Source organism: Methylobacterium sp. D53M (assembly GCF_053345625.1).
In genome coordinates this window covers 339,588-365,607 of record NZ_JBKFAL010000001.1, presented here as the reverse complement: position 1 = coordinate 365,607, position 26,020 = coordinate 339,588, and the positions used below count along the sequence as shown (strand labels likewise).

General features: G+C 71.3%; 20 protein-coding genes. 14 read left to right on the top strand and 6 right to left on the bottom strand.

The window, feature by feature from the left end; all coding sequences use genetic code 11:
• Positions 1-41: 41 nt before the first annotated feature.
• Positions 42-2,969, bottom strand: coding sequence for a response regulator (locus tag ACLBYG_RS01745; RefSeq protein ID WP_447680398.1), 2,928 nt, complete (start codon positions 2,967-2,969; stop codon positions 42-44).
• Positions 2,970-3,271: 302 nt separating this feature from the next.
• Here ACLBYG_RS01745 and ACLBYG_RS01740 point away from each other — a divergent pair, with 302 nt between their 5' ends.
• The 10 genes from ACLBYG_RS01740 (at position 3,272) to ACLBYG_RS01695 (ending at position 13,371) form a co-directional block, all read left to right on the top strand.
• Positions 3,272-3,481 (top strand): hypothetical protein, encoded by a 210-nt coding sequence (locus ACLBYG_RS01740; protein ID WP_020091585.1) that lies wholly within the window; start codon positions 3,272-3,274, stop codon positions 3,479-3,481.
• A gap of 299 nt (positions 3,482-3,780) precedes the next feature.
• Complete coding sequence (locus tag ACLBYG_RS01735; RefSeq protein WP_020091584.1) at positions 3,781-3,921, top strand: hypothetical protein; 141 nt, start codon at positions 3,781-3,783, stop codon at positions 3,919-3,921.
• Positions 3,922-4,403: 482 nt separating this feature from the next.
• On the top strand, positions 4,404-4,493 hold the full coding sequence (locus tag ACLBYG_RS01730; RefSeq protein ID WP_020091582.1) for a K(+)-transporting ATPase subunit F: 90 nt from the start codon (positions 4,404-4,406) through the stop codon (positions 4,491-4,493).
• A gap of 23 nt (positions 4,494-4,516) precedes the next feature.
• Positions 4,517-6,232 (top strand): potassium-transporting ATPase subunit KdpA, encoded by a 1,716-nt coding sequence (gene kdpA / locus ACLBYG_RS01725; RefSeq protein WP_020091581.1) that lies wholly within the window; start codon positions 4,517-4,519, stop codon positions 6,230-6,232.
• 1 nt (position 6,233) lies between these two features.
• Positions 6,234-6,428 carry a hypothetical protein gene (locus tag ACLBYG_RS01720; protein WP_091677801.1) on the top strand — a complete coding sequence of 65 codons (195 nt, stop codon included), beginning with the start codon at positions 6,234-6,236 and terminating at the stop codon, positions 6,426-6,428.
• A gap of 106 nt (positions 6,429-6,534) precedes the next feature.
• The gene (gene kdpB, locus ACLBYG_RS01715; protein WP_447680397.1) at positions 6,535-8,625 is read left to right on the top strand and encodes a potassium-transporting ATPase subunit KdpB; all 2,091 of its coding nucleotides are present in this window, start codon (positions 6,535-6,537) and stop codon (positions 8,623-8,625) included.
• Between the two features lie 21 nt (positions 8,626-8,646).
• A complete protein-coding gene (locus ACLBYG_RS01710; protein WP_447680396.1) occupies positions 8,647-9,252 on the top strand; it encodes a K(+)-transporting ATPase subunit C in 606 nt (201 codons plus the stop codon).
• A gap of 184 nt (positions 9,253-9,436) precedes the next feature.
• Positions 9,437-12,154: an ATP-binding protein gene (locus tag ACLBYG_RS01705; protein ID WP_447680395.1), complete on the top strand. Its 2,718-nt coding sequence runs from the start codon at positions 9,437-9,439 to the stop codon at positions 12,152-12,154.
• Positions 12,151-12,879 carry a response regulator gene (locus tag ACLBYG_RS01700; RefSeq protein WP_091924434.1) on the top strand — a complete coding sequence of 243 codons (729 nt, stop codon included), beginning with the start codon at positions 12,151-12,153 and terminating at the stop codon, positions 12,877-12,879. Before ACLBYG_RS01705 ends, ACLBYG_RS01700 begins: the two co-directional genes overlap by 4 nt.
• Positions 12,880-12,924: 45 nt before the next feature.
• The gene (locus ACLBYG_RS01695) at positions 12,925-13,371 is read left to right on the top strand and encodes a PTS sugar transporter subunit IIA (RefSeq protein ID WP_447680394.1); all 447 of its coding nucleotides are present in this window, start codon (positions 12,925-12,927) and stop codon (positions 13,369-13,371) included.
• A 16-nt stretch (positions 13,372-13,387) separates the two neighbouring features.
• On the opposite strand, the gene ACLBYG_RS01690 is transcribed toward ACLBYG_RS01695, so the two are convergent.
• From ACLBYG_RS01690 to ACLBYG_RS01680, 3 genes are read right to left on the bottom strand one after another with little or no spacing between them, the layout of a single operon-like run.
• Positions 13,388-14,728, bottom strand: a complete 1,341-nt coding sequence (locus ACLBYG_RS01690; RefSeq protein WP_020091574.1) for an NCS2 family permease — start codon at positions 14,726-14,728, stop codon at positions 13,388-13,390.
• Positions 14,728-17,463 carry a molybdopterin-dependent oxidoreductase gene (locus tag ACLBYG_RS01685; protein ID WP_447680393.1) on the bottom strand — a complete coding sequence of 912 codons (2,736 nt, stop codon included), beginning with the start codon at positions 17,461-17,463 and terminating at the stop codon, positions 14,728-14,730. The genes ACLBYG_RS01690 and ACLBYG_RS01685 overlap by 1 nt, the downstream gene beginning before the upstream one ends.
• Positions 17,460-18,299 (bottom strand): FAD binding domain-containing protein, encoded by an 840-nt coding sequence (locus ACLBYG_RS01680; RefSeq protein WP_447680392.1) that lies wholly within the window; start codon positions 18,297-18,299, stop codon positions 17,460-17,462. Before ACLBYG_RS01680 ends, ACLBYG_RS01685 begins: the two co-directional genes overlap by 4 nt.
• Before the next feature lie 173 nt (positions 18,300-18,472).
• Between ACLBYG_RS01680 and pucL the strand changes: the two genes are divergently transcribed.
• A complete protein-coding gene (gene pucL / locus ACLBYG_RS01675) occupies positions 18,473-19,315 on the top strand; it encodes a factor-independent urate hydroxylase (RefSeq protein WP_447680391.1) in 843 nt (280 codons plus the stop codon).
• Between the two features lie 413 nt (positions 19,316-19,728).
• Positions 19,729-21,213: a methyl-accepting chemotaxis protein gene (locus ACLBYG_RS01670; protein ID WP_447680390.1), complete on the top strand. Its 1,485-nt coding sequence runs from the start codon at positions 19,729-19,731 to the stop codon at positions 21,211-21,213.
• A 25-nt stretch (positions 21,214-21,238) separates the two neighbouring features.
• Here the strand turns inward: ACLBYG_RS01670 and ACLBYG_RS01665 are convergent, their stop codons facing one another.
• Positions 21,239-21,958, bottom strand: coding sequence for an HWE histidine kinase domain-containing protein (locus ACLBYG_RS01665; protein WP_026604686.1), 720 nt, complete (start codon positions 21,956-21,958; stop codon positions 21,239-21,241).
• Between the two features lie 215 nt (positions 21,959-22,173).
• Complete coding sequence (locus ACLBYG_RS01660; RefSeq protein WP_447680389.1) at positions 22,174-22,362, bottom strand: hypothetical protein; 189 nt, start codon at positions 22,360-22,362, stop codon at positions 22,174-22,176.
• Between the two features lie 891 nt (positions 22,363-23,253).
• Between ACLBYG_RS01660 and ACLBYG_RS01655 the strand changes: the two genes are divergently transcribed.
• Entirely contained in the window at positions 23,254-24,987 is a 1,734-nt protein-coding gene (locus ACLBYG_RS01655) for a methyl-accepting chemotaxis protein (RefSeq protein WP_447680388.1), read from the top strand.
• A 36-nt stretch (positions 24,988-25,023) separates the two neighbouring features.
• Positions 25,024-25,974 (top strand): substrate-binding domain-containing protein, encoded by a 951-nt coding sequence (locus ACLBYG_RS01650; RefSeq protein WP_447680387.1) that lies wholly within the window; start codon positions 25,024-25,026, stop codon positions 25,972-25,974.
• Positions 25,975-26,020: the final 46 nt, after the last annotated feature.

The following is a 26,020-nucleotide window of genomic DNA, read 5'->3' as shown; positions in this document are numbered from 1 at the left end:
CCCGGACGAAGCGGGCCGCCGCGAACGTGGCGTCTCAGACCTCATCGGTCACCGTCGGCGGTCTCGGTCTCCAGGACCGGGAGCACGCGGCGGACCTCCCGGACCAGGGCGGCGCGATCGAGCCCGCCCTTGTCGATCAGTCCGAGCACCCGTTCCCGGAGCATGCCGCGCTCGGCGGGATCTAGGGACGCGGCGGTCAGGACCACGACGGGGATCGACCGGGCGGCGGGATCCGCCTGCAGGGCGTCCAGGAAGGCGAGGCCGTCCATCCGCGGCATGAGCAGGTCGAGGAGGATGACGCTCGGGCGGGCCTGCGCGATGCGCTCCAGGCCGGCCGCGCCGTCGGCCACCCAGTCGACGGTGCAGTGCTCCGAGTCGAGCAGCTGCCGCACGAGGTCCGGCACGTTGGGATCGTCGTCGATCACGAGGACGCGCTCGTTGTCGGGGGCGATCCGCGCGAGGGCGCCGATCAGGGCCTCCCGCTCGAACGGCTTCACGATGTAGTCGGTGGCGCCGAGCCGGAAGCCGAGCTCCTTCTGGTCGACGATGGAGATCAAGACGACCGGGATGTCCCGGGTCAGCGGATCGGTCTTCAGCGCGTGCAGCACCTGCCAGCCGTCGGTGCCGGGCATCATGATGTCGAGGGTGATCGCCCGCGGCTGCAGCTCCCGGGCCTTGACCAGCCCTTCCTGGCCGCTCGCCGCCCCGACCACCGTGTAGCCGGCATCGGCGAGGTTCTCCTTCAGCAGGTAGACGACGTTGGGATCGTCGTCGATCGCGAGCACGACCTTGGCGCCCGAGCGCGGCGCGGTGACGGCGGCGGGTGCCGGCTTCGGGGGCGGCGGCACCTCGGCGCCGCCGGCGATCCGCGGCGGGATGGTGAGCGTGAAGGTCGATCCCTCGCCCTCGCGGCTCTCGACGCCGATCCGGCCGCCGAGCAGGCGCGCGAGCCGGTGGCTGATCGCGAGCCCGAGCCCGGTGCCGCTGTGGGACCGGGTCGCGCTGTTGTCGACCTGATGGAACTCCTCGAAGATCGCGCTCAGGGCGCCCGCCGGGATGCCGATGCCGGTATCCATCACGGCGAACTCGATGCCCTCATCGACCGAGCGGACGCGGAGCGTGACCGATCCGGCCTCGGTGAACTTGATGGCGTTGCTGAGCAGGTTGATCAGGATCTGCCGCAGCTTCTCCTCGTCCGTGCGCAGCATCGGGGGCGGGTCCCGGACGTCCCGGACGAGGCGCACGCCCTCGTTCTTGACGAGGGGCTCGACGGTGCGGAGGCACAGGTCGAGGACCGGCTCCAGGGCGAAGTCCGAGGGTTTCACCTCCATGCGCCCCGCCTCGACCTTGGCGAGGTCGAGGATGCTGTTGATCAGCGAGAGCAGGTGCTCGGAACTCGCCAGGATCTTCTCGAGATTCTCGAACTGCTTGACCGGCAGGACATCCTTCGTCCGCCGCATCACCAGCCGGGTGAAGCCGATGATCGCGTTGAGCGGGGTCCGCAATTCGTGGCTCATGTTGGCGAGGAAGCTGCTCTTGGCGCGGCTCGCCTCCTCGGCCGCCTCCTTCGCCTGACGCAGGCTCTCCTCGGCCTGCTTGCGCTCGATCACGCGGCCGAGCTGCGCGCCGATATTGCTCATGACCCGGAGCAGCGAGGCGTCCGGCGGGGACGCGTCACGGGCGAAGAACTCCAGCACCGCGACGACGTCGCGCCCGACCGTCACCGGAAAGCCGAACCCCGCCCGGATGCCGTGCTCGACCGCCGCCGGCGCGCGCGGGTCCGCGGCCAGCGTCGGGTCCCCGACGCTCCATTCCGGCGCGCCCGAGACCAGAACGCGGCCGGCCAGGCCCGATCCGGCAGCCAGCGACGTGGCGGCCGTGGCAGCCTGGAATCGCGCGACATCCGCGCCGGGGTCGCAGTGCCAGATTCCGGTCGGGAGCAGCGTCCGCGTTCCGTCCCGGGCCAGGATATGGGCGTGACCGACGGGCCAGCCGGCGTGCTGCGCGACGCGCTCGAGGCAGAAGCGCAGGGCGTCCTCGACCGTCGGGGCCTCGTTGGCGGCCGCGGCGGCGGCCTGGAGCAGCTCGACGAAGGCGGTCTGCTTCTGCAGCGCCAGCTCGGCCTCCTTGCGCTCGGTGATGTCGCTCCAGGACTCGACCACCTCGACGGGCTGGCCCGTCGCGTCCCGCAGGAGGCGCTGCTCGTCCCGGACCCAGCGATAGGTGCCGTTCGCGTGCAGGAACCGGTACTCGATGACGTTGTGCCCGTCCGCGAGCAGGTGCGGGAACTCGGCGAGCACCCGGTCCCGGTCGTCCGGGTGAAGCCGCTCCAGCCAGAATTCCGGGCCCGCCAGGTAATCGCCGGGCTCGTAGCCGAGGAGATCGCGCACATTCTCGCTGATGAAGGTCGGCGCGTTGCGGCCCCCCACCTCGAAGCTGCAGATCATCGACGGGGACGCGGTGAGCAGGTAGGTCAGCCGCCCCTGCGTCGCCTGGAGCACCTGCTCGGCGCGCTTGATCTCGGTCACGTCGGTGTAGACCGCGACGACGCCGCCGTCGTTGGTCTTGCGCTCGTTGACCTGGACCCAGCGGCCGTCGACGCGCTGCTGGAGAAGCGGACCGCGCGGCGCGCGGTAATGGGCGATGCGCTCGGCGACCCAGGCCTCGACGCTCATCCCGTCCGGCCGTACGACGCAGGTCTCCGCGACGGCGTTGGCGATGGCCTCGAAGGTCACGCCGGGCACGATGATGGCCGACAGGCCGGGATGGAAATCCTGGAAGTGCTCGTTGCACAGGACGAGGCGATCGTCCGGGTCGAACAGCGCGAAGCCCTCCGAGCTGCTCTCGATCGCCTCGACGAGCTTCTGCTTGGCGACCCCGGCCTCGTCGAGAGGCCCGGCGCTCCGGCTAGGGCCGGCGTCGGCGGCCCGACCTGTCTCGCTGGGTGATCCGGCCGGCGCGTGGGACATACCTCGAACCACTCCGACACCGACGCGCCAGGGGTGACGCCTTGCCCTGCCAAACCTGATCTGCGCGATGCCCGAGGGCGCGCAATTCATTATTCGGCACCGTCGCATGGTCTATTTTGCGGATCAAGCTGTACGGGAATCGCTGTCCCGCCCCAGTCACGGGCTCGCCGTTCGTCGCGCAGTTCGTCGCCCGTCTGCCGGCTTCTCGCTTCCAATCCCGTCCGGAACGCATCGGTGCCATGTCTCGGCGCGGCGTGGCGGCACGCCGAGAAAGTGTATCTTCCGTGAAAACGGAGGAAACGATGGCTTACAAGATCACTTTTCGCCGCGGAAAACGCGAGAGCTTCACCAAGCTGTGGCCGTGCGACCTCGAGGCGGCCACGGCCTACGCGCTCGCGCAGCTCCCCCTGCAGCAGCGAGAGAACGGGGCGACCTCTGTCACCGTGGTCTGCGAGCGGACCGGCGAGGTCGTGTTCAACTCGACCGAGCAGCCCGAGGCCGCGACGGTCTAGGGCGTCGCCCGGCCGCGGACCGGACGCTCCCGGAGGGGCTGCGTCGTGCCACCAGATCCCGTCCGTGCGCCCGAGCCCGTCCCGGCCTCGGTGGGCCGCGCCGAACCGGGATCCGGCTCCCAAGACTCACCGCCCCGCGTCCTGCACGCTCTCGATCCGCCCTTTCTGGCGCTGACGGGCGCGCCGGCCGCCCATCCTCATGACATCCCTATGCCGGACGCCCCGCACGCGTCTTGGTCCCTCACGGCCGATGCGGACGTGGTCGCGCCATCGGGCATCAGCCCGGATGGAGCCTCCGCATGCCGATCGTCCGTTACATCCTCGCCGAGTGCAGGGCCGACCGCGTCTTCGCGCTGATGGTCGTCGCGCTCGGCGGGTGGTCCGCCGTGTCCCTCGCGCTGCTCGCGCTGAACGTCTTCGAACCCCTGCGGGTCCAGTGAGCGCCGGAGCCGCGCCGCCCTGTCGCGGCGACGCCGCGTCGCCGTCCGGCACGGCACCCCCGGGGTTATCCATCCAGCCGCTGGCGGGCCGCTGCCGCGTCTGCGGGCTCGCCTACGGCGGCATCCTCGGCCGCGAGGCGGGGGTGATCCGGCTCGATCGCGCCCGGTGGCGCCGTCTCTGCCCGGGCGCGGCGTGGCTGACCGTGCCGGCCGCCTGCGCGGGTCTCCGGGCCAGCTTCGGCGGGGACGCCGGATCCTAACGCGGCCTTTATAAACTCCCGCCCGGTCCTCGCTCGAACCCTAACGCGGTTCCCGGCGACACTGCTGGTCGGTCAAGGCCGGCCGCGGAGCCTCCGCGGCCGGTCCGCCGAACCGGACCCGACCACCATGCTCGACATCGTCTTCCTCGCCGGGGGCCTCGCCTTCTTCGCCGCGGCGGCCGGCTATGCGGCCGCCTGCGACCGGCTCTGAGAGAGGCCGCCATGACCCTCGACCTCGCCCTCGGCGCCTGCGTGACCGCCGGCCTCCTCGTCTACCTCACCTACGCCCTCGTCCGCCCCGAGCGGTTCTGAGCGGCCCTGACGGATCTCCCCCCATGACCCTCAACGGCTGGATCCAGATCGCGCTGTACGGCGCGATCGTTCTGGCGCTCGTGAAGCCCCTCGGGTCGTACATGACCCGCGTCTTCACTGGAGAGCGCACCCTCCTCTCGCCCGTTCTAGGACCGATCGAGCGCGGGCTCTACCGCGTGTCCGGCATCGATGACCGCCAGGAGCAGCACTGGCTGGCCTATACGGGCGCGGTCATCCTGTTCCATGTGCTGGGCTTCGCGGTGCTCTACGCGATCCTGCGCCTGCAGGCGGTACTGCCGCTGAATCCGGCCGATCAGAGCGCGGTGGCGCCGGATCTCGCGTTCAACACGTCGACCAGCTTCATCACCAACACTAACTGGCAGTCCTACGGCGGCGAGACTACGCTGTCGTACCTGTCCCAGATGCTGGGCCTGACGCACCAGAACTTCCTGTCGGCGGCGACCGGCATCGCGGTCGCGGTGGCGCTGATCCGCGGGTTCGCCCGCGCCTCCAGCGGCACGATCGGCTCGTTCTGGGTCGATGTGACCCGCGCGACCCTCTACGTGCTGCTGCCGATCTGCATCCCCTACACGCTGTTCCTGGTCTGGCAGGGCATGCCGCAGACGCTCAGCGCCTACGCGGACGCCACGACGCTGGAGGGCGCCAAGCAGACCATCGCGCTGGGCCCGGTCGCGAGCCAGGTGGCGATCAAGATGCTCGGCACCAACGGCGGCGGCTTCTTCAACGCCAACGCCGCGCACCCCTTCGAGAACCCCACCGCCCTGTCGAACTTCGTCCAGATGGTCTCGATCTTCGCGATCGGCGCCGCGCTGACCAACGTCTTCGGCCGCATGGTCGGTGACGAGCGTCAGGGCTGGGCGATCCTCGGCGCCATGGGAATCCTGTTCCTGGCCGGCGTCGCCGTCACCTACTGGGCCGAGGCCAACGGCAGCTCGGTGCTCAGCAGCTTCGGGCTCACCGGCGGCAACATGGAGGGCAAGGAGGTCCGCTTCGGGATCAGCGCCTCGGCGCTGTTCGCGGTGATCACCACCGCGGCCTCCTGCGGCGCGGTGAACGCGATGCACGACTCGTTCACGGCGCTTGGCGGCCTGATCCCGCTGCTCAACATGCAGCTCGGCGAGGTCATCATCGGCGGCGTCGGCGCCGGCCTCTACGGCATGCTGATCTTCGTCATCGTGGCGATCTTCGTGGCGGGCCTGATGGTCGGCCGCACCCCCGAATACCTCGGCAAGAAGATCGAGGCGAAGGAGGTGAAGATGGCCATGCTCGGCATCCTCTGCCTGCCGCTGATGATGCTGGGCTTCACCGCCCTGGCGACGGTGGTGCCGGCGGGCCTCGCCGGCCCGGCCAATGCCGGCCCGCACGGCTTCTCGGAGATCCTCTACGCCTACACGTCGGCGGCGGCCAACAACGGCTCGGCCTTCGGCGGGCTGACGGCCAACACGCTGTTCTACAACAGCACGCTCGCCGTCGGCATGCTGGTCGGCCGGTTCTTCGTGAAGATCCCGGTGCTCGCCATCGCGGGCTCGCTCGCGGCCAAGAAGACGGTCCCGGCCTCCGCGGGCACGTTCCCCACCCACGGTGGTCTGTTCGTCGGGCTGCTGGTCGGCGTCGTGCTGATCATGGGCGGCCTGACCTTCTTCCCGTCGCTCGCGCTCGGCCCGATCGTGGAGCACTTCGCGGGCGCGGCCGGCCAGACCTTCGCGACGGGGGGCTGAGATGCCGCGCGCTTTCCCCGCCCGGCGCGTCCCGCGCCACCACCTCGCGCTGCACCGCTCTCCACTGCGGCACGACCGCGGCGGCGCTCAGCCCCTGCGGACCTCCGACCTCATCCTGGCGCTCCTCGGCGTCGTGATGCTCGGCGGCTTCGCCCTGCTGGCCGCCTACGCGCTCACCCTCGGCGCCGGGGGCTGAGCCTCCGCAACGGTGATCGCGCGCGCAGCGAAGCGCGGCCCTGGGTTGCTTCGCTCCGCTCGCAAGGACGGCAGCCTCACTCCAATCTCTCCTCCGGACATCTCCCATGTCGCGTCAGACGTCATCCCTGTTCAGCGCCGCCCTGATCGGGCCGGCCCTCCTCGGCTCGGTACGAAAACTCGATCCGCGGGCCATGATCCGAAACCCGGTCATGTTCGTGGTCGAGGTCGTGGCGCTCCTCACCACCGTGCTGTTCGTCCGCGACCTCGTCACCGGCGGCAGCGACCTGCTCTTCTCGGGCCAGATCATCCTCTGGCTGTGGTTCACCCTGATCTTCGCCAACTTTGCCGAGGCCCTCGCGGAGGGGCGCGGCAAGGCCCAGGCCGACAGCCTGCGGCGCACCCGCACCGAGATGACCGCCAAGCGCCTGACCGGCCAGGGCCGGGCCTTCGAGACGGTGCCGGGCACCTCGCTCAAGGTCGGCGACGTCGTCCTGGTCGAGGCCGGAGACCTGATCCCGTCGGACGGCGAGGTGATCGAGGGGGTCGCCTCCGTGAACGAGGCGGCCATCACGGGCGAATCCGCCCCGGTGATCCGCGAATCCGGCGGCGACCGCTCGGCGGTGACCGGCGGCACGCAGGTCCTCTCGGACGAGATCAAGGTCCGCATCACCGCCGCGGCCGGCTCGACCTTCGTCGACCGGATGATCGCCCTCGTGGAGGGCGCCTCGCGGCAGAAGACGCCGAACGAGATCGCCCTGAACATCCTGCTCGCCGGCCTCACCATCGTGTTCGTCTTCGCGGTGGCCTCGATCCCGAGCTTCGCGAGCTACGCGGGCGGGTCGATCCCCGTGATCGTTCTGGTCGCCCTGTTCGTCACGCTGATCCCGACGACGATCGGCGCGCTGCTCTCGGCGATCGGCATCGCCGGGATGGACCGGCTGGTCCGCTTCAACGTGCTCGCCATGTCGGGCCGCGCCGTGGAGGCGGCGGGCGACGTCGACACGCTGCTCCTCGACAAGACCGGCACGATCACCCTCGGCAACCGTCAGGCGACCGAGTTCCGCCCCGTCCGCGGCGTCACCGCGCAGGATCTCGCCGACGCGGCGCAGCTCGCCTCGCTCGCCGACGAGACGCCGGAGGGCCGCTCGATCGTGGTACTGGCCAAGGAGAAGTACGGCATCCGCGCCCGGGACATGGGCGGCCTCAACGCCACCTTCGTGCCGTTCACCGCGCAGTCGCGGATGTCGGGGGTGGATCTGCAGGGCACGTCGATCCGCAAGGGCGCCGTCGATGCCGTCATCGCCTCGGTCTCGGGCCAGCCCATCGCCTCGCGCGGCTCCAACGTCGCCCAGGCCGTCCGCCCCGAGGCCGAGACCGGCGTCGTGACCGAGATCCGCGCCATCGCGGAGGAGATCGCCAAGGCCGGCGGCACCCCGCTCGCCGTGGCCAAGGACGGCCGCCTGCTGGGCGTGGTCTACCTCAAGGACATCGTGAAGGGCGGCATCCGCGAGCGCTTCGCCGAGCTGCGCCAGATGGGCATCCGCACGGTGATGATCACCGGCGACAACCCGATGACCGCGGCGGCGATCGCCGCTGAGGCCGGCGTCGACGACTTCCTCGCCCAGGCGACTCCGGAGGACAAGCTCGCGCTGATCCGCAAGGAGCAGGCGGACGGCAAGCTCGTCGCCATGTGCGGCGACGGCACCAACGACGCCCCGGCGCTGGCCCAGGCCGATGTCGGCGTCGCCATGAACACCGGCACCGTCGCGGCCCGCGAGGCCGGCAACATGGTCGACCTCGACAGTGACCCGACGAAGCTCATCGAGATTGTCGGCATCGGCAAGCAGCTGCTGATGACCCGCGGCGCGCTGACGACCTTCTCGATCGCCAACGACGTGGCCAAGTACTTCGCCATCATCCCGGCGATGTTCCTGACGCTCTACCCGCAGCTCCAGGCGCTGAACGTCATGGGCCTGGCCTCGCCGCAGAGCGCGATCCTGTCGGCGATCATCTTCAACGCCCTGATCATCGTGGCGCTGATTCCGCTGGCGCTGCGCGGCGTCACCTACCGGGCCGTCGGCGCGGCCGCGCTGCTGCGCCGGAACCTCCTGATCTACGGCCTCGGCGGCGTCCTGGTGCCCTTCGTCGGCATCAAGGCCATCGACCTCGCCGTCAGCGCCCTCCACCTCGCCTGAACCGGTCCCCGGAGACCCGCCATGCTCAACCAGCTTCGCCCCGCCCTGGTCCTGCTCACCGCCCTGACGGCGATCACGGGCCTCGCCTACCCCCTCGCGATGACGGGCCTCGCCGGCGCCATCTTCCCCGCCAAGGCCGCCGGCAGCCTGATCGCGCGCGACGGCACGGTCGTCGGCTCCAGCCTGATCGGCCAGAACTTCACGGGTGCCGGCTACTTCCACGGCCGGCCCTCGGCGACGACGGCGCCGGACCCGTCCGACGCCGCGAAGACGGTGCCGGCGCCCTACAACGCGGCGAACTCCTCGGGCTCGAATCTCGGGCCGACCAGCGCCGCCCTCGCCGAGCGGGTGAAGGCCGATCTCGACGCGCTCAGGGCCGAGAACCCGGATGCGCCCGTTCCGGTCGACCTCGTCACGACCAGCGGCTCGGGCCTCGACCCGGACATCTCGCCCGAGGCCGCCTACTTCCAGGTCCCGCGCGTCGCCAGGGCCCGCAACATCCCGGCGGACAAGCTCCGCGCGCTGGTGTCGTCCCGCATCGAGGCGCGCACCCTTGGCATCCTGGGTGAGCCGCGCGTCAACGTGCTGGCGCTTAACCTCGCGGTCGACGATCTCGCCCGTCGCTGAGGCGCGCCCGGCAGCAGGGGGGACCCCGAAGCTGCGCTGCGGATCCCGCTTCGTCTTCGCGAGCGAAGCGAAGCAATCCAGCCGCGCCACGCTCACCGGCGTCAGCTGCCCTGGGTTGCTTCGCTCCGCTCGCGATGACGCGACGATCCCACGTTGTCCGCGGGGTTTTGCTAAGATGGCGATCATGCCCGAGACCGGCCGCGACCCGACCCGCCCCTCCCCCGACGCCCTGCTCGAAGCGGCGCGCCGGGAGGAGCGGACGCGCGGCCGGCTCAAGGTGTTCCTCGGCGCCGCCCCCGGGGTCGGCAAGACCTACGAGATGCTGACCGTCGGGCGGGCGCGGCTGAAGGCAGGCCTCGACGTCGTGGTCGGCGTCGTCGAGACGCACGGCCGCGCCGAGACCGAGGCCCTGCTCGACGGGTTCGAGACGATCCCCCGCCGTTCCGTTCCGTATCACGGCACCGTCCTGCAGGAGATGGACCTCGACGCCCTGCTGGCGCGCCGGCCGGCCCTGGCGCTGGTCGACGAGCTCGCCCACACCAACGCCCCGGGCTCGCGCCACCCGAAGCGCTACCAGGATGTCGAGGAACTGCTCGACGCCGGTATCGACGTCCTGACGACGCTCAACATCCAGCACGTCGAGAGCCTCAACGACGTGGTGGCGTCGATCACCCGCATCCGGGTGCGCGAGACGGTGCCGGACGGCGTCCTCGACCGGGCGGACGACATCGAGGTCGTGGACCTCAACCCCGACGACCTGATCCAGCGCCTGAAGGACGGCAAGGTCTACGTCCCGACGCACGCCGAGCGCGCGCTCAAGCACTATTTCTCGCGCGGCAACCTCACGGCGCTCCGCGAGCTGGCGCTCCGGCGCACCGCCGACCGGGTCGACGACGAGCTGCTCGGCCACATGCGGGCCAACGCGATCGCCGGTCCCTGGGCGGCGGGCGAGCGCGTGCTGGTCTGCGTGAACGAGGATCCCCGCTCCGCCGGCCTCGTGCGCCACGCCAAGCGCCTCGCCGACCGCCTGCACGCCCCCTGGACGGCGCTCTCCATCGAGGGCGCGCGGGCGGCGGCCCTGAGCGAGGTCGAGCGCGACCGCATCGCCGAGGCCCTGCGGCTCGCCGACCGCCTCGGCGGCGACGCCGTCACCCTGCCGGGCGGGCGCCGGATCGCCGACGACGTGCTCGACTACGCGCGCTCGGCCAACGTGAACCACATCGTCGTCGGCAAGGCGAACCGCTCGTGGCTCTTCGAGCTGGTCAACGGCTCGGTGGTGTACGACCTCGTGCGGCACAGCGGCGCCATCAGCGTGCACGTCGTTCCCGGCGAGGCCGTCCCGGACGAGAAGCCGGCGCGCCGCGCCGTGGCGGTGACCGCGCCGCGTCCGGGGCGCGACGCGCGGCCCTACGCGATCGCGCTGGCGGCGATCGCAGCGGGCCTCGGCGCGGCCATCGTCGCGGAACCCTACGCGGGCGTCGAGAACGCCGACCTGTTCCTGCTGACCGCGGTCGTGGCCGTGGCGGTGCGCTGGGGCCTCGGGCCGTCCCTCGTCTCGGTGGTGGCGGCCTCGCTCGCCTACAATTTCTTCTTCCTGCCGCCGGTCTACACGCTCACCATCGCCGATCCGACCAACGTCGCGGCGTTCCTGCTCTTCACCCTGGTGGCCGTCCTCGTCTCGAACCTCGCCTCCCGCGCACGTCGCGTCGCGGTGGTCAGCCAGGGCCGGGCGCGGGCCACCGAGCGGCTGTTCGGCTTCTCGCGGAAGCTCGCCGCCTGCGGCACCCTCGACGACGTGCTCTGGGCCACCTGCGCCCAGGTCGCCGCGATGCTGAAGGTGCGCGTCGTCCTCCTGCTGCCGGACGGCCCGGCCGTCACGGTGCGGGCGGGCTACCCGCCCGAGGACATGCTGGACGAGGCCGATCTCGCGGCCGCGCAGTGGGCCTTCGACAACGACCGGCCCGCGGGCCGGGGCGCCGACACGCTGCCGGGCGCCAAGCGCCTGTTCCTGCCGATGCGGACCGGGCGCGGGACGATCGGGGTGATCGGCCTCGATTCCGACGGCACCGGGCCGATCCTGTCGCCGGAGGGCCGCCGCCTCCTCGACGCCCTGGCCGACATGGGCGCCCTGGCCATCGAGCGGGTCCGGCTCGTGGAGGATCTCGACCGGGCCGAGCGCGCGGCCGAGACCGACCGCCTGCGCCAGGCGCTGCTCACCTCGATCAGCCACGACCTGCGCACACCGCTCGCCTCGGTGCTGGGCGCGGCCAGCACGCTGCGCGACCTCGAGGCGGCGCTGCCCGCGGACGCCAAGGCGGAGTTGCTGGCGACGATCATCGAGGAATCGGAGCGGCTCAACCGCTTCATCGCGAACCTCCTCGACATGACCCGGCTGGAGGCCGGCGCGGTGGCGCCGAACCTCTCCGCGCAGGACGTGGCCGAGACGGTCGACACCGCCCTGCGCCGCACCCAGAAGATCCTTGCCGAACACCGCGTCGCCGTGGACGTCGAGGCCGACCTGCCGCCGCTGGCGCTCGATCCGGTCCTGTTCGAGCAGGTCCTGGTCAACCTCCTCGACAACGCCGCCAAGTACGCGCCCGAGGGCTCGACCGTGACGGTGCGCGCGCGCCGCGCGGACGACCGCGTCCGCATCGCCGTGCTGGACGAGGGCGACGGCCTGCCCGAGGCGGATGTCGAGCGGGTCTTCGACAAGTTCTACCGCGTCCGGAAGGGCGACCGGGTCCGGGCCGGCACCGGGCTGGGCCTCGCCATCTCCCGGGGCTTCGTCGAGGCGATGGGCGGCACCGTCACGGCCGAGAACCGCCCCGACCGCGGCGGCGCCTGCTTCACCGTCAGCCTGCCGGTTCCGGCCCGGAGCGCGCCCAGGGACATCGCCGCATGAGCCCCACGATCCTGGTCGTCGACGACGAGCCGCCGATCCGCAAGCTCCTCCGCATGGGCCTGGCCACGCAGGGCTACGCGATCCTGGAGGCGCCCGATGCCCGGACCGCCCTGGCGCTGCTCGGCCGGGAGGGCGTCGATCTCGTGATCCTCGATCTCGGCCTGCCCGACATGCGCGGCCACGACCTGCTGCGGTCGGTTCGATCGAGCCATCCCGACCTCCCGGTCGTCGTCCTGTCGAGCCGCGACGACGAGAGCGGCAAGGTCGAGGCGCTCGATCTCGGCGCCAACGACTACGTGACCAAGCCGTTCGGCATGGCGGAGCTGCTGGCGCGCCTGCGGGCCGCCATGCGCCACCAGCTCGCCGCGCGGGGCGAGCGGCCGATCTTCCGCGTCGACACCCTGTCGGTCGATCTGGTCCGCCGGATCGTGAAGGTCGACGAGGCCGAGGTGAAGCTGACGCCGCGCGAGTACGATTTCCTGCGCGTCCTGGTCCTGCATGCCGGCAAGGTGCTCACCCACGCGCAGCTGATGCGCTCGGTGCCCTCCTCGTCCGATCCGCAATACCTGCGCGTCTACGTGCGCCAGCTCCGCCAGAAGCTGGAGGCGGATCCCGAGCGCCCGCGGATCTTGCTGACCGAGACCGGTGTCGGCTACCGCCTGCGCGCGCCCGACGACGAGCCGGCCCCGCCGCACCGCGGCGCCGGCGGCGCGACCGCCCACTGATCCCGAGGACGAGCCGATGTTTCCTAGCGCCCGCGATCCCGCGCGATGAGTGTGGACCGGATCCTCGCGCCCTCCGACGCGCTCGTCGGCCTGCGCGCTGCCGGCAAGGGGGCGCTGCTCGAGGAGCTGGCGCGCCGCGCCGCCAACGCCCTCGGCCTCGCCGCGGAGACGATCCTCCCGGCGCTGATCCGGCGCGAATCCCTGGGTTCGACCGGGGTCGGCGACGGCATCGCCCTGCCGCACGCGCGCCTCGAGGGCATCGCGCGCCCCTACGGGATCCTGGCCCGGCTCCGCGACCCGATCGATTTCGACGCGGTCGACGATCGGCCGGTGGACCTCGTCGTCCTGCTGCTGCTCCCGGCCGTCGCCGAGGGCGAGACGCTGAACGCGCTGGCCTGCGTGGCGCGGCGCCTGCGCGACCCCGGGGCCGCCGCGACGATGCGCGCCGCGCGGGACGCGGCGGCGCTCTACGCGGCCGCGACGGGCCGGTAAGGGTGCCGCGCGGCCGTCAGTGCGCGCCGCCGGTCTCGACGAACTTGAACAGGAAGACCGCCGCGATCACCCAGACGATCGGCTTCACCTCCCGGGCGCGGCCCGCCAGCAGCTTCAGCGCCGCGTAGGTGATGAACCCGCAGGAGACGCCGGTGGCGATCGAGTAGGTGAACGGCATCAGCAGGGCCGTGACGCAGGCCGGCACGACCTCGGTGATATCGTCCCAGTCGAGCTCGACCAGCTCGCGCAGCATCAGGCAGGCGACGTAGAACAGCGCCGGCGCCGTGGCGTAGGCGGGTACCGCGCCCGCCAGCGGCGCGAAGAACAGGCAGGCGAGGAACAGCACCGCCACGGTGGCGGCCGTGAGCCCGGTGCGGCCGCCCTCCTCGACGCCGGAGGCGCTCTCCAGGTACGCCGTCGTGCTCGACGTGCCGAGGAGCGAGCCCGCGAAGACCGAGACGGAATCGGCCATCAGCGCCCGGTCGAGGCGGCGCATCTTCCCGTCGGTCAGGAGCCCGGCCCGGCTCGCCACGCCCATCAGCGTGCCCGTGGCGTCGAACAGCTCCACCAGGAACAGGACCAAGATGACGTGGAGCAGGCCCGCCGAGAGGGCACCCGGGATGTCGAGGGCGAACAGGGTCGGGGCGATCGACGGCGGCAGGGAGACGATTCCCTGGAAAGTGTTGCCCGCGAAGACGAAGCTCAGCGCCGTGACGGTGAGGATGCTCGACAGCAGCGCCGCCCGCACCTTACGGGCGGAGAGGACGGCCACCATCAGGAAGCCCAGCACCGCCAGGATCGCCTCCGGCTTGTGCAGGTCGCCGAGGGTGACGAAGGTCGCCGGGCTCGCCGCGACGAGGCCGGCGTTCTTGAGCGCGATGATCGCCAGGAACAGGCCGATCCCGACCGTGATGGCGATCCGCATGGAGCGCGGGATCCCCTCGACGATCAGCGCGCGCAGGCCTGTCAGCGTGACGATCAGGAAGCACACGCCCGAGATGAACACCGCGCCGAGGGCGGCCTGCCAGCTGAAGCCGAGCTGCTGGACCACCACGTAGGTGAAGTAGGCGTTGAGCCCCATGCCGGGCGCGAGGGCGATCGGGTAATTGGCCCAGAGCGCCATGATCATCGAGCCGAGCGCCGCCACGAGGCAGGTCGCCACGAAAACCGCGCCCCGGGGCATGCCGGCATCCCCGAGGATGCTCGGGTTGATGAAGACGATGTAGGCCATCGTCAGGAAGGTGGTCAGCCCCGCGAGCACCTCCGTGCGTACGCTGGTGCCGTGCTCGGCGAGGCGGAAGGTGCGTTCCAGGAGGCCGGGCCTCGCCGCCGGCACCGCGTCCCGCGCGCGATCCATCACGCGAGCCCCGCCCGGCCGGCCGCCACGGCCCGGTAGATCCTGTCCGGCGCGAAGGGGGTCGCGGTCAGGCGAGCCCCGGTCGCGTCCCGGATGGCGTTGCCGAGCGCCGCCGCCACCGGGTTGAACGGCGACTCGCTCATCGACTTGGCGCCGAGCGGGCCGACGCTGTCGTGCGTGTCGGCGAACAGGACCTCGGTGTCGGGCACGTCGGCGCAGGCGGGGATGTGGTAGTCGCGGAACGTCTGCGTGACGAGGCTCCCGTCCGCGGCGACTTGGACGTCCTCGTAGAGCGCCGCGCCGAGCGCCTGCGCGATACCGCCCTCGACCTGACCGCGGCACTGCATCGGGTTGATCACCCGCCCGGCATCGGCGGCGTGGACGCTCCTGAGGATCCGCACCGCGCCGCTCACCGGGTCGACCGCCACCCGGAAGGCGTGGACGTTGAACGCCACCGAGCGCGGGCTGCCGTCGGCCCGGCCGGTCGCGTCCAGGGGACCGATCGCCGCCAGCGTGACCGGTCCGGCCGGCGTCTCGACCTGCTCCCCGTCGAGGCGGCAGGATTCCGGGGTCGCGCCCGCGATCTCGGCGGCCCGCGCGCGGATCCGGAGCGCGAGCGCCTCGGCGGCGCGCATCGTCGCCAGGCCCGCCACCACCGTGCCGGTGCTCCCGTAGGCGCCGGTGTCGTGCCCGACGATATCCGTGTCCGCGCCCGCGACGCGGACACGCTCCGGCGCGGCGCCGAGCGCCGAGGCCGCGATCTGCCGATGCACCGTGCTGGTGCCGTTGCCGAACTCGGCCGTCCCGACGCGCACGGTGAATTGCCCGTCGGCGTCCAGGCTGACCCGCGCGTCGGCGTGGTGGCCGCGCGGCGGGATCGTGTCGATCATCGCCATCGCCATGCCGGTCCCGGCGCGCCAGCCGGGCTCGGGCTCGGGCCCCGGATCGGACCGCAGCGCGTCCTCGACCAGGGTGAGGCACTGGTCGAGCCCGTAGCTGCCGAAGATCACGTCGTGCGGTTCCAGGCTGTTCGACACCATGGCGTCGCCCGGCTTGACGGCGTTGCGCCGCCTCAGGGCGAACGGGTCAATGCCGAGTTCGCGGGCGACCTCGTCCAGGGCGGATTCCAGCGCGAAGATCGTCTGGCTCAACCCGTAGCCGCGGAAGGCCCCCGCCGGCACCGTGTGGGTGTAGACGGCGCGGCCGCTCACCTGCTTGTTCGGGCAGACATAGGCGGCCAGCACCTCGTGGCAGGCGTGGTGGATCACGCCGCCCGCGTGGTTCCCGTAGGCGCCGGTGTCGGACAGGACGTCGAGGCTCAGCGCCGTGAGGGTGCCGTCGCGGCGGGCGCCGACCTTCACGTCCACCCGCATCGGGTGGCGCGTCGTCGTCCCGACGAACTGCTCCCGGCGGGTCAGCTCCCAGCGCACCGGCCGCCCCGTGTGCAGGACCGCCAGGGCGACGAGGTCCTCGGTCAGCATCTCCTGCTTGCCGCCGAAGCCGCCCCCGACCCGCGCGCAGACCACGTGCACCGCGTCCTTCTCCAGGCCGAACAGGTCCGCCAGCGCGTCCCGGGTCAGGAACGGCACCTGAGTGCTGGTGCGCAGCGTCAGGCGGCCGTCCTCGGCGCGCCAGCCGATGCAGCCGTGGGTCTCCATGGCGGCGTGCTGGACGCGCTGCGACCGGAACGTCCCGGCGTAGACGAAATCGGCCTCGGCGAGGCCCGCCGCCGCATCGCCGACCGCGCCGTGCACCTCGCCGGCGAGGTTGGGATGGCTCTCCAGGGGCGGTGCGTCCTCGCCCGGGCAATCGCGGGGATCGTGGACGCGGGAAGCGTCGGAGTCGAGGGCGCGCTCCGGATCGAGGAGCGCCGGGCGCACCTCGTAGGTCACCCGCAGGGCGCGGCAGCCGGCCTCGGCGGCGGCTGCCGTCTCCGCCACCACGGCGGCGACGCGCTGCCCGACGAACCGCAGGATCGAGTCGAGGACCCGCGTGTCGGAGGCGTCGTCGCGCGGATCCTCGTGGCGGGCGGTCGAGAAGCGGCGCGTCGGCGCGTCGGCGTGGGTCAGCACGGCCACGACGCCCGGGACGGCGCGGGCGGCCGTCGCGTCGATCGCGACGATCCGGGCATGGGCGTGCGGCGAGCGCAGCACCTTGAGGTGGAGCGTGTCGCCGAGTGGTGCGTCCATCGTGAAGCGGGCGCGTCCGGACACGACCAGCGGCGCGGCCGGTGCCGCGAGGTTGCGGCCCACGGGATCGCCGCAGCCGCCGCTCTCGACCGAGCGCGCGCTGCCGGCGATGGCCTCGCGCACGGCGCGGTAACCGGTGCAGCGGCAGAGATTGCCCTTGAGGGCGGTGCCGAGATCCTGCTTCTGACCCTGGTCGAGGCGCGCCGCGGTCATGATCATGCCGGGCGTGCAGAAGCCGCACTGGAAGCCCTGGGCTGCCAGGAAGGCTTCCTGCATCGGGTGGAACGCCGCCGGCTCGGCCGCGTCGGCGCGGCAGGGACCGGCCAGCCCTTCGATCGTGGTCACGCTCCGTCCCTCGGCGCGGAAGGCCGGTACCAGGCAGCTGTGCACGGGCTCGCCGTCGAGATGGACCGTGCAGGCGCCGCAATCGCCGGCGTCGCAGCCCTTCTTCACGCCGAACCAGCCGGCCTCGCGGAGATAGGTCCGGAGGCACTGCCCGGCTCTCGGCGCGCCCTCGTGCGCGGCACCGTTGATCGTGAGCTTCATGACGCGGCTCCCGGCGACGGCGCCGCGTCGAGCGACCCGCGGATCTCCTCGGCGAAGTGCCGGGTCATGTGGCGGCGCCAGTCGGGCCGCCCGTGGACATCGTCGTGGTAGAGCGCGTCCGGGATCGCCTCGTCCAGCGCCCGCATCAGCGCGGCCGGATCCGGCAGACCGTCGAAGGCGAGGCGCAGCGGGCGTTTGACGGAGGCCGTGACCGTGAGCGCGAAGGCGCCGTCCGGGCCGCGCGTCCCGATCAGCAGCGCGCCGGAGCGCCCGTTCGGGCTGAGGCTGATGCGGCGGAAGGCCGTGCGGCGCGCGAGCGCCGTGGCCGGCATCGACAGGCTCCTCAGGAGCTCGCCCGGCGCCAGGGCGTTCCGCTGCGGCGCGAGGACGAAGTCGAGGATCGGGAGTTCCCGCTCGGCCCCGTCGGCGGACCAGATCGTGCAGGTCGCGTCGAGGGCCGTCGCGAGGGCGATCATCGGCCCGGCCGGGAGGGCGAGGCAGACGTTGCCGCCGACCGTGGCCACGTTCCAGATCTTGAAGGAGCCGAGCAGCGCGCGGCAGCACTGGCCCACCAGCGGCGCCGCGTTCCAGCCCGGCGGCAGTTCCAGCCGGTCGAGCTGGGCGATGGTGCAGGTCGCCGCGAGGGTCAGGCCCTCCGCGTCGACCGCGTGCGGTGGCCATCCGAGCGCCGCGAGGTCGACGAGGCGCCGCATCCCGACCTGCGGCTCGGAGAACAGCCACGTCCCGCCTCCCAGGCAGGCATCGCCGTCCGCCCAGGCGGGAAGCTCGGTCCGACTCCGCGGCCGGACGACGGTCTCGATCGTGTTGAGGTCCATGCCCGCTCGCCGGTCCGAGGCCGGTTCGGCCCGGCCCGACACTATGCCGGTTTTAATCGGGCTCCGGTCAAGCCGCGCCGGCAGCTTCGAACCTTGGCGCCCCCACGCACGTCGGCCTAGGATGAATCAGATTTGCGTGAGATGGCCGGCGGCGGTCCGGATCGGAGATCCCCATGGCCCTGACGGCATCGCGGTACGGCAAGGAACGGGTTCGCGTGCTGCGCCTCGCCCGCGACGGCGACCACCACACGCCGCGCGAACTGACGCTGTCGGTCATGTTGACCGGGCGCTTCGAGGCGGCCTGGACAGAGGGTGACAACCGCGCCTCCATCGCCACCGACAGCATCCGGAACATCGTCAACGTGACGGCGGCGCGGCATCTCGGGCTCGACGCCGAGGGGTTCGTCGCCGCGGTCGCGCGGGTGCTGCTCGAGACCTACCCGCAGGTCGAGACCGTCACGATCGACGCGGAGGAAGTTCGCTGGCTCCGCCACGCGATCGCCGACGCGCCGCACGGCCACACCTTCACGCGCGACGGGAACGGCGCCGGCTTCGTGGGGCTCACCGCCGACCGGACTGGGTCGACCCTGCGCTCCGGATTGCGCGGCTACACCTTCATGAAGACCACGCAATCGGGCTGGACGGGGTTCGTGGCGGACCAGTACCGGACCCTGCCCGACACGACCGACCGCATCGCCGCGACCAGCATGGACGCGACCTGGACCTGGGCCTCCGCGCCGCACGATCACGGTGCCACCAATGCCCGCATCCTCGCGACACTGTTGACCGTTTTCGGCACCACCTACAGCCGCGGGATCCAGGACAGCATGTACCGGATGGGCGAGGCCGCCCTGGCCGCCGTCCCGGAACTGGCCGAGATCGGCTTCGTCATGCCCAACAAGCACTACCTGCCGATCGACCTGACACCGTTCGGCCTCGACAACCCGGGCGTTGTCTTCCTGCCGACCGACGAGCCCTACGGCCGGATCGAGGCGACCATCGGCCGGACAGGTTGATCAGTCCACGCCGCGACGCCCTTCCCAGATTCCCCATGCGTCAAGGCGCGCCGCGTCGATCGGTGGGCGGTGGATCAGCGGTGCAATCCTACAACCGCAGGCTGGCGAGCGGCGGGCGAACGCCGGCGACGCACAACGCAAGATAGTCTCGCCCTTGATCTATGCTGTCCCATGGCTTTTCATTAAGTGGGACTGCGCAGTAGGCGGTTCACCGCGATTTTCTTGAGCAAAGCGAACCATTTTAACCGCCGCGCAACGGCATCCCATTATCGAAGCCCTCGCTATAGCCGGGCATCGACAGATTTATGATGTCGCCCGGCGCAATAAAAATTGATCTCGATCAAGAAATTCTTGATCCGACCGGCTCGGTGCGCGCTTCGGCCGCACCCTCATCTCAGGATGCGGAGACATCGATGTTCGAGGGCGTTCTGGCTGGGAGGGATCACGCGGCCAAACTCGCGGCGTTGAGCCGGTCCCTCGCCACCATCGAGTTCGCGCTGGACGGCACGATCCTCGACGCCAATCCGAACTTCCTGGAAGCCATGGGCTACGCGCTCGAGGAGATCCGCGGCCGGCATCACAGCCTGTTCGTCCCGCCGGTCGAGCGGGAGAGCGAGGCCTATCGGGAATTCTGGGACAAGCTGCGGCGCGGCACCTTCGCCAGCGCCGAGTACAAGCGGCTCGCCAAGGGCGGGCGGGAGGTCTGGATCCAGGCCTCCTACAACCCGGTGCTCGACGCGCGCGGCGGACCGGTCAAGATCGTCAAGTTCGCCACCGACATCACCGCCCAGAAGCTCCGCGCCCTCGATCTGGAAGGGCAGATCAGCGCGCTGCACCGCTCGCAGGCGGTGATCGCCTTCGCACTCGACGGCACGATCCTAACCGCCAACGCGAACTTCCTCGACGCGGTGGGCTATCGGCTCGACGAGATCGTGGGGCGGCATCACAGCCTGTTCGTCGGCGAGGCGGAGCGCGCCAGCGAGGCTTACCGGCGATTCTGGGCCGCCCTGGCGCGCGGGGAGTATCAGTCCGGCGTGTTCAGCCGCGCCGGCAAGGGCGGGCGGGAAGTCTGGATCCAGGCGACCTACAATCCGATCACGGACGCGGATGGGCGGCCCGTCCGGGTCGTCAAGTTCGCCACCGACATCACCGCCGAGGTCCACGAGCGGCAGCAGCGCGCCGCCGCGCAGAGCGCCATCGGCGCCGAGCTGGACGCCATCGGCGACGCCGTGGCGGATGTGACGCGCCAGGCCGACGCGGCGGTCACGCGCGTGGACCGCGTATCTGGCGACATCCGCTCGGTGGCCACCGGCGCGGAGCAGCTGTCGGCCTCGGTGGACGAGATCAGCCAGCAGGTGAGCCACGCCGCCGAGATGGCCGGGCAGGCCGTGGAGCAGGCGCAGCGCACCGGCCGGATCGTGACCGGCCTCAGCGACCAGGCCGCGCAGATCGGCGCGGTGCTGAGCCTCATCTCCGGCATCGCCGCCCAGACCAATCTCCTCGCGCTCAACGCCACCATCGAGGCGGCCCGTGCCGGCGAGGCCGGTCGCGGCTTCGCGGTGGTGGCGTCGGAGGTGAAGACCCTGGCCGCGCAGACGGGGCGCGCGACGGAACAGATCCGCCAGCAGATCGCCTCGACGCAGGCGGCGACCCGGGAGGCCGTCGACGCCATCGACATGATCCAGGGCACGATCCGGACCCTGGACGCGGCCTCGTCGACCATCGCGGCAGCCGTCGAGGAGCAATCCGCGGTGATGCGCGAGATGTCGGGCACCATGCAGACCGCCGCACAGGACGTCTCCGCGATCTCCGGCGGGATGACCACGATCGCGCGGGCGAGCGGCCGTGCCGACCGCGCGACGCGGCAGGTCCGGGAGACCGCGCGGGCTTTCGGCTGATGCGATCCGGGCGGTCGCCGCCGGGTCAGCCCGGATCGCCGCCTTCGTCCGCGCGCTCGTCCTCGACCAAGCGCCCGATCCGGGGGATCAGCGGGCAGGTGACCGTGCAGCGCAGGCCGTCGGGCTCGAAGGCGAGCGCGACGGTTGCCCGCAGCTCGTAGCTCAGCATCTCGGTGAGCACCTGCATGCCGAAGCCGCGCCGGCTCGGTTGCGCGACGCCCGCACCCCCCGATTCCTTCCAGACGAGCGTCAGGTCGCCGGGCGGGCTCGCCCCGGCGCCGGCGACGACCCAGGTGACGTCGACACCGCCCTTCGAGAGACCGAAGGCGCCGTGCTCGATCGCGTTGCTGCAGAGTTCGTGGACCGCGAGGGCCATCAGCTGCGCGGCCTTCGGCCGGAGGCGCACGGTCGGCCCCGCCAGCGTCGCCTGTTCGCCTTCGCGGATCAGGTGGATCATCAACTCGTCGGAGATGAGCGTGTGCAGGCTCACCTCGCCGAACGTGTCGGCCGCGACCCGCACGCGCGCGATGGCGTCCAGCCGACCTTCGAGATGAGTCGCGTAGCCGTCAACGGTCTCGGCGGTCTCGGCCGAGAGACGCAGGACCGCCCGCAGCATCGCCAACGTGTCGCGCAAGCCGTGACGCAGACCGTCCGGTGTCCCGGACTCGTCCAGGAGGCGGCGAAGACGGGCATTGTCCGCTTCGAGGTGCGCGACGCGCGCGGCCATTGCTTGAGGCTCTGCCATGTTCGCTCTCTCAGCGCCGAAAGCCGGGAGGTTCCGTTCAGCTCACATAACGTAGCTCGGACCTGCACCAGCATCACAGACCGGAGATTTTCGCTGAACCGGGCGGGAAATGCCGGCTCGTGCCCGTCTGACCTGAACACGCCCCACCGCGGAGCGATCATCGAGCTCCGAGATGCTGTCAGCCAATACCGGCGATCATTCCTCCAGGTTTCAGGCTACGTTCTGACCAGAGGCCGATCTTCGACGAAGCACCTCCGAGCCGAACGCAAAGCTTCGGCCTTGATCACCCCGAGCGACAATCCGGCCGCGTCGACGGTCGCGATCATCCCGAGCCGGCCGAATGCCGGATGGCGGTTTCGGCATGATCCGAGCGTCATCGTCGGACCCGGTTCGACCTGCACCATCCGCCGGCGATCCGGAAAACGCCAGCGGTAGGGCGGCGGACGCGCCCGCCCAGGGGGCCTCGCATACGCCCCACGCCGGGCCGGAGTCCGACCCTTGTTTCGGTTCGGCTAACCATCGCTGCCCCGGTCGCCTACCCGTGGCCGCACTTCGATGTGTGGGAGACGGATGCGTGGCGGGACAAAGCTTGCGGAAGGCAGGACGGCTGAAGCGGCTCTGGCCCGGGCGCGCGGCTGCCCTACCGCCGGCACCGCGTTCGCCGGGACTGGCCGACCTGCCTGAACCGCCGCCGCCGCGCGGTCTCACGGCCTCCGAGCTGATCGCCATGGCGCGCCAAGCCCGGGCCATGTCCGATCAGAGGGATCCGGCAAAAACCACGAGCGTTTCCTGAGGTCCGCTGCACGCTGTCGGGAGGTCGTCATGGGGCTGGTCGCCTTCATCGTCTTCGTCTGTCCCTGGATGGGCATCGCCGGCCTGCTGTGGATGCGGGCACAACAGGCCAAGCCGCTCTGACCGAGGCTCCGTCGCCGCGTCGCCCGGCGATCGTCTCGGCTGCGATATGCCCTCCGAGCAGCCCGCCCGGAGGCACGCCATGGCCCGCGCGTCGGCCTGTATCGAGCCGGTCCTGAAGCTCACTGACGAGCTCGGCCGCGCGACTCTCCGGCAGCGACAGAATCGGACGCCTAGCAGCTTCCCCTACAATAATGCATCGCCCTCTCGCTCGCCATTCCGATATTTGTCTTATATAGTTTGATTGTGTAAATTATAAGTCTGCCGATATAAGCCTATGATCCAGCTTAACCTAGGGTCAAAGCAAAGTTTCAAAAATTTTGATGCATTTGTTGGCCCATTGAAGGCAATTGATTTTTCTTGGTCCGTAACATAGACGCGCCATGGTGATCCTTCCTAGGGTCAGGATTGTGGTGCCATTCATTATCCGAACAACCCATCGCCGCACCCTGCGTTTCAGAACGATCGTGATCGTCTTCGCAGGATCGATGACCTCGCTCACATTTGGAATTGTCTACGTCCTGCTATTGCAGGTCGGCGCGATCGACGCTGCCAGCCGCACTCTGGTTCAGGAGATCGGGGCTGTCCGGGCTCTCGGCACCATGAAGCAGCGGACACAGGAGCTCGGTGCGTTGGAATGTCCTGCGCGCGCCGTAGCGACCGAGGCCGACCCTCGGGAGGACATCGACCGGACAATTGAGCCGCACGAGGCATTCCTCAAGGCCTGGACCACCTATGTGTCGACGATCAGGACGGCGGACGAGCGGGAGCGCGCTCGCGGTCTGTGGGACGCGTGGCAGCATTTCCTCGCCGTGGAGGCGGAAGCGGCCGCTCTCGACAGGGCTGGGGAACGCGATCTCGCCGACAGGGTGCGGGCGACGGCGCTTCAGGCCGACGCGGCAGCCGTCGCACGGGATGTCGACGCGCTGCTGACCGACCGCGACGCCGCGGTCGCCGAGCAACTCGGAGCTGTCGACGCCGCCGGCTCGACCTTGCGCCCGAGCCTCGTGGCCGGCTTGTCCGCCGCTGCGCTGGCTGCCCTGGTCCTGGTGCAGGCCATCCTGCGCAGCGTCGCGCAGCCGATGACAGCGCTCGCCTGCGCCATGCAGCGACTGGCCGACCACGATCTCACCGTCGCGGTCTCGGCAGCAGCGGGCTGCACCGAACTCGGCGTCATGGCGGCCGCGACGAGAGCTGTTCAGGAAACGCTGCGGCAGGCCGTGTTGCGGGACGCCGAGGCCGATCGGTCGCGCGCTCAGAGCGAGCAGCGCCGCGCCGTGATCGAGCACGCGACCGAGCGGGTCGAGACCACGATCGGCGGCATGGTCGAGGCTGTGTCTTCGACCGCCGCGGCACTGCGCGTCACCGCCGACGACGTGGGCCAAGCGATCCGCGATGGGGCGGTTCGATCGACCAGGTTGGGCGCCGCGCTCGCGCAGACGCGATCGAAGGTCCGGCAGATCACCGTCTCTGCCGAGACGTTCGGCGCGGCGGTCGAAGAGGTCGGGGCGCAGGCCGAGGCCACCGCGACCCTGGCCGGAAGCGCCGCGGCGGACGCGGCCCGGACGACCGCCCGCGTTCAGGCGCTGAGCAGCGGCGTCGACCGGATCGGCGACGCGGTCCGCCTCATCGCCAAGATCGCCGCACAGACGAACCTGCTGGCCCTCAACGCCACGATCGAGGCCGCCCGGGCCGGCGACGCGGGCCGCGGCTTCGCGGTGGTCGCCTCCGAAGTGAAGGCCCTGGCCGAGCAGACCAGGGAGGCCACCGAGATCATCGGCCAGCACGTCTCCGAGATCCGAGGCTCGACCGACGCGGCGGTGTCGGCGATCGCGGGCATCACGGCGCGGGTCGAGGACATGAGCCGCGCGGCGAACGTTATCGTCGAGTCCGCGGAGCGGCAGGGTGCGACCGCGCGGGAGATCGTGACGGCCATCGCGGAGGCGACCGACGGCACCGAGGGGTTCGACGCGGAGGGCGCGGGCGTCACCGAGATTCCCGAGGGGGCCGAGCCGACGACGACGGCCGTGTTGACCGCGGCCGACGGCCTGACCCAGGACGCCGCCCGTCTCGGCGAGGCGCTCGCTGGCCTCCTGGAGAGCCTCCGTGCGGCGTGAGGCGGGGCCCGCTGAGAGCGGGACGGAACTGGCCGCATGAACTGGATTGAGTGGGCACGCGGCCGCTCGATCGGCGGGTCGCTCCGGAGGGGATCCCTCGTCCTCGCTCTCGCGGCTTGGGCGCTGCCGGCCTCGGCCACCACCATCGCGTTCCTGACACCGGCAGGCGTCGCCCGGCGCCTGCACGACGGCCTCGACGAGCAGGCGCGCGCGCGGGGCGTCGCGACTCGCTTCGCCTACGCGCCCGACGGCGCGGGCGACGAGCAGATCGCGCAGGCGCGGCGGCTGATCGCCGAGAGAGCCGACGCCCTCGTGGTCGTGCCGGTCGACTCCGCGGCGCGCGAGGAGATCACCCGGCTGGCCCTGGAAGCCGACGTACCGCTCGTCCTCATCGGCCACGGCGCACGGACCGACTGGTTTGCCGGGCGCGTCACCCAGGTCGTGCCGAGCGATCTCGTCGCCGGGCGGCTGCAGATGCGCAAGCTCGCCCAGATGTCGGGTGGGGCCGGACGCGTCGCGATCCTCGCGGGCAGCGCCACCGATCCCGTCTCGGCGCTCCGCAGCAGGGGTGCCAGGGAGGTGCTGGCGGAGAGCCCGCGCCTCCGCCTGGTCGCGGAGGCCGCGACGGATGCGAGCCGCACGACGGCGCGGGCCACCGTCGCCGGGTGGCTCGCCCGAGGCGTCGGCATCGACGCGATCGCCGCGACCAGCGACGAGATGGCGCTCGGCGCCGCCGAGGCGGTCGAGGCTGCCGGGATTCCGGCGGGCCGGATCCGCATCGGCGGGGTGGATGCCACCGCCGAGGGCATGCAGGCGATGCAGGACCTGCGCCTCGCCGTGACGGTCTTCCAGGACGCGGGCGTCCAGTGCCGGCGCGCGGTCGACGACGCCCTGGCGCTGATCCGTCGCGAGCCGGTTCCGCCCAGCGACTGGGTCCCGTCCGAGCTGATCACGGACCGCATGTCGACCACGCACTTCTCGCGCTAGACCGCGCCGGCGGGCAAACGCCAGTCGTCCCGGCGCCGGTTCGGCC

Bases quoted from the DNA above. Each gene is read 5' to 3' on its own strand.
- ACLBYG_RS01745 (WP_447680398.1), bottom strand. From the start codon at position 2,969: ATGTCCCACGCGCCGGCCGGATCACCCAGCGAGACAGGTCGGGCCGCC.
- ACLBYG_RS01740 (WP_020091585.1), top strand. From the start codon at position 3,272: ATGGCTTACAAGATCACTTTTCGCCGCGGAAAACGCGAGAGCTTCACC.
- ACLBYG_RS01735 (WP_020091584.1), top strand. From the start codon at position 3,781: ATGCCGATCGTCCGTTACATCCTCGCCGAGTGCAGGGCCGACCGCGTC.
- ACLBYG_RS01730 (WP_020091582.1), top strand. From the start codon at position 4,404: ATGACCCTCGACCTCGCCCTCGGCGCCTGCGTGACCGCCGGCCTCCTC.
- kdpA (WP_020091581.1), top strand. From the start codon at position 4,517: ATGACCCTCAACGGCTGGATCCAGATCGCGCTGTACGGCGCGATCGTT.
- ACLBYG_RS01720 (WP_091677801.1), top strand. From the start codon at position 6,234: ATGCCGCGCGCTTTCCCCGCCCGGCGCGTCCCGCGCCACCACCTCGCG.
- kdpB (WP_447680397.1), top strand. From the start codon at position 6,535: ATGTCGCGTCAGACGTCATCCCTGTTCAGCGCCGCCCTGATCGGGCCG.
- ACLBYG_RS01710 (WP_447680396.1), top strand. From the start codon at position 8,647: ATGCTCAACCAGCTTCGCCCCGCCCTGGTCCTGCTCACCGCCCTGACG.
- ACLBYG_RS01705 (WP_447680395.1), top strand. From the start codon at position 9,437: ATGCCCGAGACCGGCCGCGACCCGACCCGCCCCTCCCCCGACGCCCTG.
- ACLBYG_RS01700 (WP_091924434.1), top strand. From the start codon at position 12,151: ATGAGCCCCACGATCCTGGTCGTCGACGACGAGCCGCCGATCCGCAAG.
- ACLBYG_RS01695 (WP_447680394.1), top strand. From the start codon at position 12,925: ATGAGTGTGGACCGGATCCTCGCGCCCTCCGACGCGCTCGTCGGCCTG.
- ACLBYG_RS01690 (WP_020091574.1), bottom strand. From the start codon at position 14,728: ATGGATCGCGCGCGGGACGCGGTGCCGGCGGCGAGGCCCGGCCTCCTG.
- ACLBYG_RS01685 (WP_447680393.1), bottom strand. From the start codon at position 17,463: ATGAAGCTCACGATCAACGGTGCCGCGCACGAGGGCGCGCCGAGAGCC.
- ACLBYG_RS01680 (WP_447680392.1), bottom strand. From the start codon at position 18,299: ATGGACCTCAACACGATCGAGACCGTCGTCCGGCCGCGGAGTCGGACC.
- pucL (WP_447680391.1), top strand. From the start codon at position 18,473: ATGGCCCTGACGGCATCGCGGTACGGCAAGGAACGGGTTCGCGTGCTG.
- ACLBYG_RS01670 (WP_447680390.1), top strand. From the start codon at position 19,729: ATGTTCGAGGGCGTTCTGGCTGGGAGGGATCACGCGGCCAAACTCGCG.
- ACLBYG_RS01665 (WP_026604686.1), bottom strand. From the start codon at position 21,958: ATGGCAGAGCCTCAAGCAATGGCCGCGCGCGTCGCGCACCTCGAAGCG.
- ACLBYG_RS01660 (WP_447680389.1), bottom strand. From the start codon at position 22,362: ATGGTGCAGGTCGAACCGGGTCCGACGATGACGCTCGGATCATGCCGA.
- ACLBYG_RS01655 (WP_447680388.1), top strand. From the start codon at position 23,254: ATGGTGATCCTTCCTAGGGTCAGGATTGTGGTGCCATTCATTATCCGA.
- ACLBYG_RS01650 (WP_447680387.1), top strand. From the start codon at position 25,024: ATGAACTGGATTGAGTGGGCACGCGGCCGCTCGATCGGCGGGTCGCTC.